We start from the raw sequence: 12901 nt of genomic DNA, 5'->3' as shown, positions 1-12901 counted from the left end.
GGGCATCGACCCACGCCCGCCCGCCGACCGTCACGGCGCCAAGCGCCACTTGTCGTTCCGCCCGCATCGTCGGGTCCAGCGCCTCCCACGGCTCTTGCGGTAGGAGCGCGATTTTCCGCCCCCACAGCGGGCGACGATCGGGGTGGTGCTCCCCCTCGATGACAATGTTCCCGGTCATGGACAGATCGGGCGGCAGCGTGCCCATCACCGCTTGGGCGACCAGCGACTTGCCCGAGCCGGTTTCCCCTATCACCACCAGAATTTCGCCACGTGCCAGGGTAAAGCCAATATCGCCCACAATCGGTCCCGCCGCCGAGGCGATGGCGAGGTCGAGGACTTCCAGGACCGGTTTCATGGCGCTTTCCTTCCGGTCAGCAGCAGCAGCGCGAGAACGGTCAAAAACAGCAGACCGGCGGGCAGCAGCAATTGCACGGGGGCTTCATCATAATAGGGCAGCAGTTCCGTCATCATACTTCCCCATTCCGCCACGGGCGGGCGAAGACCGATGCCGACAAAACTAAGGGCGGAAACGGCCAGCACGACGGTCGCCACCCCAAAGCCAAACAATGTTGTCAGCGGCGCGATAAGCTCGGGCCAAATATGGTAGCGCAGGATGTAAGCGGGGCCGAACCCCAGCAGGCGTGCCGCCTCTACATCCGGGAGCATCAACCGCTGCCGGGCGGCGGCGCGGGTCGTGCGGAAATATTCCACCCAGAGCGCCAGTGCGAGGCCGAGATAGAGCGGCCCGAAAACCCCCGGCGCGAAAGCCGTAACGATCAACACCAGCAGCAAACCGGGCAGGGCTAGAAACGCGTCGCTGATCGCCGACAGCAGCCGCTCGGTCCAGCCTCCCGCCCAGGCGGCAATCAATCCCAACAGCACTCCCGGAACCGCCGCCGTCACCACCGCGAGCACGCCCAAGACGAGGGAAAGCCGGGTTGCATGGGCGAGCCGGGCCAGCAGCTGCGCCCGAGATGATCGGTGCCGAGCCAAGCTTCCGCACTGCCGGGCGGCAACAGAACCGCCCGTAGGTTCTGCGCTTGGGGATCGATCGTCAGCAGCGGCCCTAAGAGGCCGAACAGAAGGATTGCCCCCAGCAGCCCGCCGCCGATCCAGCGGGCGCGGGGCATGGGGCTCGCGTCATCGACTAATCGGGGGGTAATTGCCGTGCTCATGCCGCCCTCGCGCGCGGATCAAGCAGCAAGCAGAGCCCATCGACCGCCGTATTCAGCCCAACGAACAAAAGCCCCATTGCCAGCGCCGTGCCTTGCAACATCGGAATATCGCGGGCGACGACGGCATGGACCAGGGCATGACCGATACCGGGCCAGGCGAACAGCGATTCCACCACCACGACCCCTTCAATCAAAATCACGAGTTGCAAGCCAAGATAGGTGACGATGGGCACAAGGGCATTGCGGACGCCGTGATGCCACAGCGCTTGCCGCAGGCTGAGCCCGCGCGTCAGGGCGAAGGCAACTGCGGGCGACTGGAGCGTGCGCAGCAGGGCATCCCCGCGTTACTCGGCTGGAGACGGCGGCCATCCCCCAGCGCCAGCGTGAGCGCGGGCAAGACCCAACTTCCCGGCTCCTCGTCCCCGGCGGCGGGGAGCAGCGGCAGCCAGATGGCGAAGACCAGCATCAGCAGTACGCCAAGGGCAAAAACTCGGCACCGCCCGCAGCGCGGTCGCCCAGATCAGCCCGGCAATATCGGCATCGCGCCCGGCCCGCACGGCCATCACCGCCCCCAGCGGCAGACCGATGAGCACCGATAGGCCGAGCGCCAGGATCGATAATCGCACGGTCGACCCCAATTGATGCCGCAACTCATCAACCACTGGCTCAGTCGAGACGAGCGACACGCCGAAATTGCCGGTAGCGATATCGCCGTACCAACCGCCGAGCCGCTGCCACCAAGGCCGGTCCAGCCCCAATTCGGCGCGCACGGTGTTGGCCGCCTCAGTGGAGACGAGATCGATGCCGTAGCGCCCGGCGGCGATGCGATAGGCCTGGTCGCCGGGCAACGCTTCCGCCAGGGCGAAGCAAAGGGTGCCGACGACGCCCGCGACCAATGCGGCTTGCAGCAGTCGCGCACCCAAAACCCGAATTATTCGGCCCATGCCATCCGCTCGATATTGTACGAGAGTTCAAGCGGATCGATGACGACACCTTTCACGCGCTTATTGGCAGCGACGGCGTAATCATACCAAGCGACCGGAATCACCGGCAGTTCGGTGTGCAGAATACCGGCAATCTCCCGCCGCAGTTGGGCGCGGGCGGCCGCATCGGCCTCGGCGGATAATTGACCGAGGGCCGCAATCAGCCGGTCGTTCTTCCAGCCCATTGCCCCCCAATCGCCGCCCTCCGGCCCGAAATCCTGAAGCAAGGTGCCGAGCGGATCGGGGACAAGGCTAAAGTTCCGCGCCGCCAGCCCCATCTGAAGCGTGCCGTCGCGGTGCCCGGCGGGAATTTCGCCGCTATTGGTGATCGATACGGCCACATCGAGGCCGACGGCCTTCAGTTGCGCTTGAAGCGCCGTCGCCACGGGCGGCAATTCAGGCCGATCGGAGAAGGTCCGTAAGGCGACTTTGAAGGGCAGGCCGTCTTTAACGCGGGTTCCGTCCGCGCCAACCCTCCACCCGGCGGCATCGAGCAAGACGGCGGCTTTAGCGGGATCGAACCCCAGCGGCGGCAAGTCTTTCTGATACCAATCGCCCAGCGACGGCGGGAAAAGTTGCGTCGCGGTCGATGCCGGGCTGCGCAAAATCGCCGCCGCAATCCCCTCCCGGTCAATGGCAAGGCTCACGGCCTGCCGCACGCGCGGATCACTGAAATAGGGCGACCCGGCATTCAGCTTCAAGGTGCGCACGCGCGGAATCGGTTGCACCGAAACGTTAAGCTTGGGCAGGCGCTTCAGCCGATCCACGGTTTCCGGAGCGAGGACATAGACGATATCCGCCTGCCCGCTTTCCGCCAGCGCGGCGCGCGTTTCCCCCCGCCCCGCCGACTGGTAGGATACGCTCTCGATAGCGGGCTTCGGCCCCCACCAACGCTCGAACCGCGCCGTCTCCAGCGTGAGCGGCGCATTGATCGCCACCACGCGATACGGGCCGCTGCCGATCATCGCCGTCACCCCGCCGTCCGCCCCATAGGCCGCCGGGGCAAGGATCATCGAGGAATAATGCGCAAGGAACGCCAGCAGCGACCGGAAAGGCCGTTCGGTCTGGATCACCACCGCGCCGGGTTCGGCCGCAATTCGGGCAATCGGCACGGAGGCCAAAAGCGCCGGCGCTTTGCGGGCTTTTTCGAGTGATGCAACCAAGGCTTCCGCCGTAACGGGCGTTCCGTCATGGAAGACCACGCCCGGACGTAAGGCGAAGCGCCACGTCAGCCCGTCCGCCGCAACCTCCCAACGCTCGGCGAGGGCCGGAACCGGGCGGCCTTCGGCATCGGCGGAAACCAGCGTTTCCACGACCCCCATGCGGCTAAAGATATAACCGCTGCGCGCCGGATCGAGCCCGCCGATTTCCCACGGCGCGACGATCTTCAATATCTTCGCCGAAGTTTGCGCCTGGGCCGCCGACAGCGGGGCCAGCAGCACGCAAACGGCAAGGGCCGGGAGTAAAGGTTTCATGGGCCTGTCCTTCGGTAGGGGCGACGGTCGGTTCTGTTCGGGAAGTTATTAATGTTATAACATAACGTTTATCAAGGTAATTTTGCCGAAATCATGCGATTAATAATCGTTTGCATTTCTGCGCGACCCCGGATATTTCCAAGACGGGTCTCGAAAAAGGCCCTGTCTAGCCAGGGTTTCACGGCACGGTCCGGCCCAAGCCATCGATAAATCGAGATGAACGCGGGCACCGCCCCTGGGGTGGTGTGCCGAGGCTGTGAACGTGATCGCGCGGGCGGCGGCTATGTCCGGCAGCGCGAGAAACCGGGAAGAGAATGATGGCTATTCGAGCGATAACAGAGGGCCTGCGCCACGGCGGCGTATCGGGCTGGATTCGGAAAAGCGCGGCGGCGCTGGCGCTGGTGGCCCTATGCGGCGGTGCCGGAATCGGCCCGGCGGCGGCACAAACGCCCATGATCGAGGTAACCGATCTGGCCGGGCGCACAGTGAAAGTAAAGGCGGGCGCGCAGCGGATTATCCTGGGCGAAGGGCGGCTGATGTATGGCCTCGGGATTCTCGATACCGAAAAGCCGTTTCAGCGCATCGCCGGGTGGTCGGAGGATATGATCCTTTACGATCCTGGCAGCTACCGCGCCTTCAAAGCCAAATTCCCGGAGGCGGAAAAACTACCGCGTTTCGGCTCGGCCTTCAGCGGTGATTTCTCGGTGGAAAAGGCGCTGTCGCTGGCGCCGGATGTCGTGCTGATGCCGCTGTCGGGCATTTATAAAGCGCGGGAAACCGGGCTGATCGACAAGTTCGAAAAAGCCGGTGTGCCGGTGGTTTTCATCGATTTGCGCGAAGAGCCGCTGGTGAATACCGTTCCCAGCATTTTATTGGCCGGGCAGATTTATGGCCGGGAAAAGCAGGCGCAGGAGTTTGTGAATTTCTACCTGCGCGAAAGCCGGAAAGTCATGGTCCGCGTTGCCCAGAAGAAGGATAAGGACCGGGTGCCGGTCTTCTTTGAACGGGCCGCCGGCTATCAGGCCGATCAATGCTGCATGACGTTCGGCAATGCCAATCTCGGCGCAGTGCTGCAAGCGGCGGGCGGTCTCAACTGGGGCACCGCGAAATTCGCCGGGCTCGGCGGTGAAGTGAATCAGGAAGTGATTTTCGCCGATAATCTGCCGGTCATCATCGGCACTGGGGCGGATTGGGCGGAATCGACCCCCGGCTCGCGCGCGGTCCCCTTCGGTTATGAAACCAATCCGGTGGCCGTGCAGGAAGCCCTGAAGGGCCTCGCCAACCGCAAAGGCTGGCCGACGCTAAAAGCGGTTCAGACGAAGCGGTTCTATGGCGTCTATCATCAGTTCTACACTAGCCCGTCCCATGTGGTGGCCCTGCAAGTCTTTGCAAAATGGCTCTACCCCGAGGAGTTCAAGGATCTCGATCCGCAGGCAACCTGGGCCGAATATCATCAGCGTTTCTCGCCGATTCCGCTGACCGGCCAGTTCTGGGCACAGCTTCAGTGACCAGCACGCCGACCGAAACGGCACAGGCGTGGGACGCGGCAAGCGTTGCGTCCCATCGGGCACGCAGCCGGGGGCGGCAGGGAATCCTGCTGCTCCTGCTGCTGGCCTGCGGCCTGTCGCTGGCCCTCGATATTGCCACCGGGCCGGGCAAGCTGGATATGGCGACGATCTTCACGGCGCTCTTTCAGCCGGAGACGGTCGATCCGCGCAGTCGCATCATCATCTGGGATATTCGCCTGCCGGTCGCACTGATGGCGCTGCTTATCGGTAGTATGCTCGGGCTTGCCGGGGCACAGATGCAAACGATTCTGGGTAATCCCTTGGCCGATCCCTTCACCTTGGGGCTATCGTCGGCGGCAAGCGTTGGCGCGTCGCTCGCCATTGTCTTCGGCTTCAGTGTGTTGCCCGTGGCGGGACCCTTCATTCTCACCGCAAACGCCTTTGTCTTCGCTCTCGGCGCGGCCCTTGCCGTTTTCGCCCTGACCCGGCTGCGCGGGGTGACGCCGGAAACGATGATTCTGTTCGGCATTGCGCTGATGTTCACCTTCAATGCCCTGCTGGGGCTGTTGCAATATCGGGCCTCCGAAACCCAATTGACCCATATCGTCTTTTGGATGCTGGGTTCGCTCGGCCGCGCCAATTGGGACAAGATCGCCGTTGCCGCCGCCGTCAGCCTGATCGTAATGCCGCTGATGTGGCGCGACCGCTGGCGGCTGACGGCTTTGCGCGTTGGCGACGACCGGGCGGCGAGCCTTGGCGTCGATGTGGGCCGCTTGCGGCTGCGCATGCTGGTGTTGGTGGCCCTGCTCTCCGCTGTGGCCGTGTCCTTCGTCGGCGTGATCGGGTTCATCGGGCTGGTCGGCCCGCATATCGCCCGCATGCTGGTGGGCGAGGATCAGCGGTTTTTTGCACCGGCGGCGTTTTTGGCGGGCGGCTTGTTGATGTCGGTAACCTCCATTGTGTCGAAAAGCCTCGTTCCCGGTGTGATTTATCCGATTGGGATTATTACCGCCTTGGTGGGCGTGCCCTTCTTCGTCTCGCTCATCCTGTCGCGCCGGAGCCGCCCATGAACCCGAGCCTTACGGTCGAAACAATTTCCGTCGCCTATGGGCCGCGCCGAATTTTGGACGATGTCAGCATCGCCCCCTGCGCACCGGGGGCGAGCATCGCCCTGATCGGCCCGAATGCTGCCGGGAAATCGACGCTGCTGAAAGCCATCGCCGGGTTAGTGCCCGTGCAGCGCGGCAGCATCCGCCTCGGCGACACGCGGTTGACCGCGATGAAATCCGAAGCCCGCGCCCGGCTGGTGCGGTTCGTGCCGCAAGCCTACGCCACCTCGGCCCGGCTGACCGTATTCGAAATTCTGCTGGTGGCGCGCATGTGTGGGGTCGGCGGGCGACCGACGCGCGAGGATTTGGCCGCCGTGGGCAAAGCGCTCGCCCGCTGCGCGCTGGAGCATTTATCCGACCGCTGCGTTGCCGAACTCTCCGGCGGGCAGCAGCAGTTGGTCGCCCTCGCCCAAGCGCTGACCCGGCCCGCGCCGGTTCTGTTGCTCGACGAGCCGACCAGCGCCCTCGATATTCGCAATCAGTTGGAGGCTTTCGCCATTCTCAAGCGTGTCGCCGCTGAAGATGGGGCGATTGTTATTGCCGCCGTCCACGATCTCAATCTCGCTGCCCGCCACGCCGATCGGGTGCTGCTGCTCGGCGCAGGGCGCTTGATTGCCGATGGTCCGCCCGACGCGCTGCTGGTGAGCGACGCTTGTGCCCAGGTCTATGGCGTCGGTCTTGCCAGTGGCCGCACCAGTCGCGGCTCGCTTGCGCTCGAAGCCTATCTTCCCACCGCTTAAGACGAGACGAATCCCATGTCGACCCTTCTCCCGACCGGCCAGAACCACAGCCTTAAGGAAGATATTCGCGCCTATTGGTCTAAGCGCGCCGAAACCTTCGATCTGTCGAGTGGGCACCGAATCCGGGATGGAATCGAAGCGCAGGCTTGGCAAGCGCTGTTCCGGGAGGGCCTCGGCGATCTCGCGGGCAAGCGCGTGCTCGATCTTGCCTGCGGCACCGGCGAAATCAGCCGCATGCTGCTCGCGATGGGGGCAGAGGTGACAGGGGTCGATTTTGCCGAACCGATGCTGATGCGCGCCAAAGCCAAACATCAGGGGCGGGCCTTTACCGGCCATCTCAGCGATGTGGAAACCCTGATGCTGGAGCCGGATGCCAGCTACGACGCGATTGTTACCCGTCATCTGGTGTGGACCTTGACCGATCCGGCGGCGGCCTTCGCCACTTGGTTCCGCGTGCTGAAACCGGGCGGACGGCTGCTTATTGTCGACGGCAATTGGGTGCGCGTCGGGCGGCTCGGCCGGGCGATGAAAGCCCTTGCCCAGCGCCTGAGCCGCAAAGATGGCGCCCACGGCGATGGCGTCGATCTAACGGAACATAATCGCCTCTTGGCGGGGGTCCATTATCGGGATGGGCTTGATGCGGCCACTTTGATTCATGATCTAAGCGCCTACGGTTTTGAGACGCCCCGCCAGCACGCGGTTCAACGGCTTTATCTCTGGGGGATGCGGCAAGAACCCTTGGCCGATTGGCTGCGCCTCAACTCTGCCCAGCGCTTTGCGGTTTCGGTGCGCAAGCCCTCCACGCTGCGGACTTAAGCCGGTTCGGCCAACTCCTCAATCGGCATCACGTCCACCTCGACCTGAACGTCCTGATCGGCTTGGCCAACGAAGATGCCATCCATCGGGGCCACATCCGAAATATCGCGCCCCATTGCGGTGAAGATATGGCCGGAGCCGGTGATAACGCCATTGGTGGGATCGAAGCCGATCCAGCCGCGCTGGGGGCCGCACCAGAGCATCACCCAAGCGTGGGTTGCATCGGCCCCGATCAAACGCGGGCGGCCAGGGGGCGGATCGGTACGCAAATAACCACTGACATAGGCCGCCGGAAGCCCGGCCATGCGCAGGGCAATCGCCATGACGTGCGCGAAATCCTGGCAAAACGCCGTGGCGGGCGGCAAAAGCTTCCTCCGCCGGGGTGCTGGCTTCGGTGGCCGCCGGATCGTAAGTGAATTCCTCTTTCAGGAACTGGCAGAGCGCCTGCCCCGCTTCCACAACGCCGCGCCCGCGCGCAAGCTCGGCCTGTCCCCAGCGGCCAATCTCGGCCACCATCGGCGCGCGCGGCGAGGCGAAGAGATAATTGGCGGGCGCGGTTGGGGCGATGGTCTCGACCTCCAACGCCGCCTCCGCTACCTCGGCGACCGTGGGATCGTCGGGCAGCGGCGCAGCAACTTCGGCGCTGACGATGGCGCGAAACCGGCTTTCCACCTCAAGTTCCCGCAGCGGGCTTTCGATCACCAGCCGCGCGATATTGACGGGGTAGGCCCCAACGCGCTCGTGGATCGAGGCGGGCGTGGGTTTGACGATAAGTTGATAGTCTTCAATGGTCTGGTTCGGCCAGTCCGCCGGGCGCAACCGGAGATTAAACCGGGCGAGCCGCACGAAGGCGTCGTAGCGCACGCGCGTCGTATGGCGAATCTGATAGATCATGCCAGAAGATTCGTCCCCAGGGGTTTATCGGCTTTCCGGCTTTGCAGGAAATAGCGCTGACCGATCGCGTCCGACAGGGCCAGCAGCCGGGTTTCCATGGTCGCAATCGCCCGGATCGGCAGCGTATCGCCCGTCATCGGCGCGAGGGTGGCCACCAGCGTTCCCGCCTGCTGCACCTGGGCTTCCGGCATACCATCAACGCGAAGCGACGGCAGCGCGCGCATATGCTCATCGATCCGGGTGATCTGATAGGTCAGCGAGCGCGGATTTTGCGCCTCCAGCACCACCATATCGCGCACCGGCAGCAGCGACGGCCCCGCCATATAGCGCGTGCGGTAGGTGATCTGGCAGTCGCAGAGTTCCAGCAGGATCGTCAGATCGTCGCTGGACGCTTCATCATAGGCGAAATGGCGGGTAACGCGGCAGGTATTGATCGCCCGCTCCAGCCGCCGCCCCATATCGTGAAAGCGCCAGCCGTCGGTGCGGCCCATGTTTTCCGAAGCAAGGCCAGTGAGCGCCGAAATCCGGTCGATCACTACCGACGCTGCCTCCAGCAAGGTTTCCGTGAGCGGGGTTTCCACCACGGGGAACGGGCGGCGGATGAGACGCCAGAAATCCACCGCCAACCGCTCGCGCAACCCTTTCCCAATGCTGCCCGCACTATCCATTAACGACCGCACGCTGCCCCCTTGCTCGCGGTCACCGAGCGCCGTGGCGCAGAGGGTGGACAGCGGCCAGTCGCGCTGTTCGCGCGGCACGGCCCCCCAGGCAATCAGCAAATCAATGAGGCGCAGGATGGTTTGCGAGGTCAGCGCCGGGCCGCTATCGACTTCGATAGAACCCCCGAGGATCGAGCGCACCACGCGCGCCGTGGTTTCCGCCCGCTCCAGATAGCGCCCGAGCCAGAAAAGATTATCGGCGGCCTTGCTCGGCAGCATGCCCGCCAGGCGTCGGATCGGCGGATTGACCAGCGAGCCCAGCAGGGTTTCGGGCAGGACGGGCGCCGTGTCGATAATGCAGACATCCGCCGACATATCGCCGTCGCCCATTAGGGCCGCGCGAATATCGCCGTGGGCGGCAAGGCGCGCAAACGCCCCCGGCATCACTTTCCACGCGCCTTGAGCATCGCGGGCGACGAAAACGCGTAAGGCGAAAGGGTGCGGGGTGAGGTCGCCGCCCGACAGCGCTGGCGTGGTGGAGAGTTTCACCACTTCTTGCCCAACGAAATCCATCGGCCGCAGCGCCATCGCCGCCAAAAGCTCGGTGCGCTGATCGGGCGTCAGCGACGAACCGGGGCAGGAGCGCGCCCCACCCAGGAACGGCAGTTCCTGTTCAAACGCCGAGCCGATTACCATCGTCTCCAGATCATCTTCGACGATTTGGCGCTCGGACGGCTGACCGCACCACCAAGTCGCGATGTTCGGCAGAATCAGATCATCGCCCAGCAGCGCTTGCGCCAGCGCCGGGAGGAAAGCGGCAAAGGCGCGGGATTCGATCACCCCCGCCCCCGGCCAATTGCTCAGCACCAACTGCCCGCGCGTGCAGGCTTCATAAAGGTCGGCAACGCCAATGGTCGAACGCCCGTCGAAGGCGAGCGGATCGAGAAAACGCGTATCCATCCAGCGCCACAGCGCATCAATCCGCTTCAGCCCTTCAATCGTGCGCACGAACAATTGGCCTTCGGAGACGACCAGATCATCGCCCTCGACCAGCAGAAAGCCCAGGTAGCGCGCCAAATGCGCCTGTTCGGCGTAGCTCTGATTATAGCGCCCCGGCGTTAGCAACCCAATGCGCGGCTCGCTGCGGTTACAATTGGCCGAGAGGCCCCGGCGCAGGTCGGAAAAGAACGGCGCGAGGCGGCGCGTGTTCATCCAGCCCAGCAGATCGCCGGTGGCGCGCGACAGGGCCAAGCGGTTTTCCAGCGCATAGCCGACGCCGATGGGGGTGCGCACCCGGTCCGACAGCACGCGCCAATCGCCGTTCGGCCCGCGCCCCAGATCGGCGGCATAGAAATGCAGATAATGGCCGCTGGGCGGCGTAACGCCGACCATATTGCGCCAAAAATGCGGGCTGCCCGTCACCACGGTCGCGGGCAGCTTGCCCTCGGTCACGAGTGCCTGCGGTCCGTAGAGATCGGCGACCACCTGTTCCAGCAAATCGGCGCGCTGGGCTAGGCCGCGCTCGATACCGCTCCACTCGTCCGCACCGATCAGCATCGGGATTGGGCTCAGCGGCCACGCGCGTTCGTCCTGCTCGCCGGTCAGGCGGAAGGCGACGCCGAGGTCGGTGACTTGCCGCGCGACCTTATCGGTCAGGGCGGCAAAATCGCCGCGCCCGATATCGGACAGGCGCCCGAGCATGGCGAGCCAATGGCCCGCCATGCCCGTGGTGGCGCTCGCATACATATCGCCCGGCGAGGCTTTGCGCGCATAGGCTTTGAGCCAGGAATCGAGCATCATCTGGCTCTGGGCATTACGGCGGGGGTCACGCTGGCCGGTCACGACCTAAACCGGGGAACACGCAAATCGAGGGTCATCGGGAACTCTCCGGTGATTTCTTCAGGCGGCACCGAAACCGATCCCGGCGTATGTCCATAATCCTGAAACCGCGCCTTCCGGCGGGATTCGGCTTCGTACGAATTAATGGGAATATCATCATAGGCACGCCCCCCCGGATGCGCCACATGATAAATGCAGCCCCCCAGCGAGCGATTGTTCCAAAGATCGAGCACATCGAAGGTCAGCGGTGCATTCACCGGCAGCACCGGATGCAGGCAGGCCGCCGGTGCCCAGGCCTTGTAGCGCACCCCGCCGACCGCCTCGCCGCGCACGCCCGTTGCCGTCATTGGCACGCGGCGACCGTTGCAGGCGATGACGTGACGGCCGGGAACGAGACCATTGGCCTTCACCTGCAAGCGTTCGGTGGAACTATCCACATAGCGCACGGTTCCGCCGATGGCCCCGGTTTCGCCCAAGACATGCCAGGGTTCGAGCGCGTGGGTTATTTCCAGCGTCACGCCGCCCGCGTCCACGCTGCCGTGAGTGGGGAAACGGAACTGCCGCTGCGCTTCGAACCAGGCGGGGTCGAAATCGTACCCAGTGCGGCGCAGGTCGGCGAGAACCTCCAAGAAATCCTGCCAAACAAAATGCGGCAGGAAGAATTGATCGTGCAGCCGGGTGCCCCAGCGCACGAAACCGCCCTGCTGCGCCTCGCGCCAGAACCAGGCCGTCAGCGCCCGCAGCAGCAGTTGCTGGGCAAGGCTCATCTGGGCATCGGGCGGCATTTCGAAACCGCGAAACTCGACCAGCCCCAGGCGGCCCGTGGGGCCATCGGGCGAGAAAAGCTTATCGATGCAGATTTCCGTGCGGTGGGTATTGCCGGTCACATCGACCAGCAGATTGCGGAACAGCCGATCCACCAGCCACGCGGGCGGCATCATCCCCTGCCCCGGCGCGGGGACTTGGGCGAGGGCGATTTCCAATTCATAGAGGGCTTCGTGCCGGGCTTCATCAATGCGCGGCGCTTGGCTGGTCGGCCCGATGAACAGGCCGGAGAAGAGGTAGCTGAGCGACGGGTGCCGCTGCCAATAGAGCACGAAGCTCTTCAGCAAATCCGGGCGGCGAATGAAGGGCGAATCATTCAAGGACGGGCCGCCCAAGACCAGATGATTGCCGCCGCCGGTGCCGATGGAGCGCCCGTCGACCATGAATTTATCGGCGGTCAAATGGCATTCGCGCGCCATTTTATAGAGATTCTCGGTGATCTCGACCGATTCGGCCCAGCTTGCGGCGGGTTGAACATTCACTTCGATCACGCCGGGGTCGGGCGTGACTTTCAGCACCCGCAGGCGCGGATCGGGCGGCGGCGGATACCCTTCGATGCGCACGGGAATGCGTAACGCTTCGGCCACCGCTTCCACTTCAGCAATCAGATCGAGGTAGTCTTCGAGCGCCCGCACGGGCGGAATGAAGACCGAGAGGAAATGCCCAACCGGCTCCGCCGTGATCGCGGTGCGCACCACCCCATCGATAATCCGCTGCTCCACCCGCCCCTGCCCCGGCGTTTGCCCAACGGAATCATGGGTGCCCGTCCCGGTCGCTTCCGAGCGCTGGGCACGCGCCTCAAACTCCGAGCGCTGGGCGCGGAAATCGGGCAGCGAGTCGCGCGGCTCGCTTGGGTCTTGCGGGTGGATATAGGGAAA

14 protein-coding genes and 1 pseudogene are annotated in these 12901 nt (G+C 64.3%); 5 read left to right on the top strand and 10 right to left on the bottom strand.

The window, feature by feature from the left end; genetic code table 11:
- The 6 genes from VZ95_RS06425 to VZ95_RS06410 all read right to left on the bottom strand — a co-directional run.
- Positions 1–355, bottom strand: a 355-nt coding sequence (locus VZ95_RS06425; RefSeq protein WP_045775120.1) for an ATP-binding cassette domain-containing protein, incomplete at its 3' end; no start/stop codon positions are given.
- Positions 352–915 carry an ABC transporter permease gene (locus VZ95_RS06420; RefSeq protein ID WP_232302519.1) on the bottom strand — a complete coding sequence of 188 codons (564 nt, stop codon included), beginning with the start codon at positions 913–915 and terminating at the stop codon, positions 352–354. The genes VZ95_RS06425 and VZ95_RS06420, both read right to left, overlap by 4 nt.
- Positions 900–1175 carry a hypothetical protein gene (locus tag VZ95_RS26740; protein ID WP_232302517.1) on the bottom strand — a complete coding sequence of 92 codons (276 nt, stop codon included), beginning with the start codon at positions 1173–1175 and terminating at the stop codon, positions 900–902. Before VZ95_RS26740 ends, VZ95_RS06420 begins: the two co-directional genes overlap by 16 nt.
- Positions 1172–1504 (bottom strand): ABC transporter permease subunit, encoded by a 333-nt coding sequence (locus VZ95_RS26735; protein ID WP_269747073.1) that lies wholly within the window; start codon positions 1502–1504, stop codon positions 1172–1174. Before VZ95_RS26735 ends, VZ95_RS26740 begins: the two co-directional genes overlap by 4 nt.
- Before the next feature lie 15 nt (positions 1505–1519).
- Positions 1520–2119, bottom strand: a complete 600-nt coding sequence (locus VZ95_RS26730; protein WP_232302516.1) for an ABC transporter permease family protein — start codon at positions 2117–2119, stop codon at positions 1520–1522.
- Positions 2107–3633, bottom strand: a complete 1527-nt coding sequence (locus VZ95_RS06410) for an ABC transporter substrate-binding protein (protein ID WP_045775119.1) — start codon at positions 3631–3633, stop codon at positions 2107–2109. Before VZ95_RS06410 ends, VZ95_RS26730 begins: the two co-directional genes overlap by 13 nt.
- A gap of 314 nt (positions 3634–3947) precedes the next feature.
- Between VZ95_RS06410 and VZ95_RS06405 the strand changes: the two genes are divergently transcribed.
- The 4 genes from VZ95_RS06405 to VZ95_RS06390 are packed head-to-tail and all read left to right on the top strand — an operon-like array spanning position 3948 to position 7806.
- Positions 3948–5141 carry an ABC transporter substrate-binding protein gene (locus VZ95_RS06405; protein ID WP_084627613.1) on the top strand — a complete coding sequence of 398 codons (1194 nt, stop codon included), beginning with the start codon at positions 3948–3950 and terminating at the stop codon, positions 5139–5141.
- Complete coding sequence (locus VZ95_RS06400; protein WP_045775118.1) at positions 5138–6211, top strand: FecCD family ABC transporter permease; 1074 nt, start codon at positions 5138–5140, stop codon at positions 6209–6211. Before VZ95_RS06405 ends, VZ95_RS06400 begins: the two co-directional genes overlap by 4 nt.
- Positions 6208–6990, top strand: a complete 783-nt coding sequence (locus tag VZ95_RS06395) for an ABC transporter ATP-binding protein (RefSeq protein ID WP_045775117.1) — start codon at positions 6208–6210, stop codon at positions 6988–6990. Before VZ95_RS06400 ends, VZ95_RS06395 begins: the two co-directional genes overlap by 4 nt.
- Positions 6991–7005: 15 nt before the next feature.
- Positions 7006–7806, top strand: a complete 801-nt coding sequence (locus VZ95_RS06390) for a class I SAM-dependent methyltransferase (RefSeq protein WP_045775116.1) — start codon at positions 7006–7008, stop codon at positions 7804–7806.
- Here the strand turns inward: VZ95_RS06390 and VZ95_RS25245 are convergent.
- On the bottom strand, positions 7803–8171 hold the full coding sequence (locus tag VZ95_RS25245; protein WP_198148135.1) for a transglutaminase-like domain-containing protein: 369 nt from the start codon (positions 8169–8171) through the stop codon (positions 7803–7805). The genes VZ95_RS06390 and VZ95_RS25245 overlap by 4 nt on opposite strands.
- Positions 8172–8350: 179 nt before the next feature.
- On the opposite strand from VZ95_RS25245, the gene VZ95_RS25240 reads away from it, so the two are divergent.
- A complete protein-coding gene (locus VZ95_RS25240; RefSeq protein ID WP_198148134.1) occupies positions 8351–8533 on the top strand; it encodes a hypothetical protein in 183 nt (60 codons plus the stop codon).
- On the opposite strand, the pseudogene VZ95_RS29180 reads toward VZ95_RS25240, so the two are convergent.
- From VZ95_RS29180 to VZ95_RS06375, 3 genes and pseudogenes are all read right to left on the bottom strand, one after another.
- Positions 8521–8700: pseudogene (locus VZ95_RS29180) on the bottom strand (transglutaminase N-terminal domain-containing protein); the annotation flags it as partial. The gene VZ95_RS25240 and the pseudogene VZ95_RS29180 overlap by 13 nt on opposite strands.
- Positions 8697–11201 (bottom strand): circularly permuted type 2 ATP-grasp protein, encoded by a 2505-nt coding sequence (locus VZ95_RS06380; RefSeq protein WP_198148133.1) that lies wholly within the window; start codon positions 11199–11201, stop codon positions 8697–8699. The pseudogene VZ95_RS29180 and the gene VZ95_RS06380, both read right to left, overlap by 4 nt.
- Positions 11198–12901, bottom strand: a 1704-nt coding sequence (locus tag VZ95_RS06375; protein ID WP_045775114.1) for a transglutaminase family protein, incomplete at its 5' end; no start/stop codon positions are given. The genes VZ95_RS06375 and VZ95_RS06380, both read right to left, overlap by 4 nt.

This window comes from Elstera litoralis, from assembly GCF_000963705.1.
Lineage (GTDB): Bacteria > Pseudomonadota > Alphaproteobacteria > Elsterales > Elsteraceae > Elstera > Elstera litoralis.
This window is presented reverse-complemented; position numbering and strand designations above follow the sequence as displayed.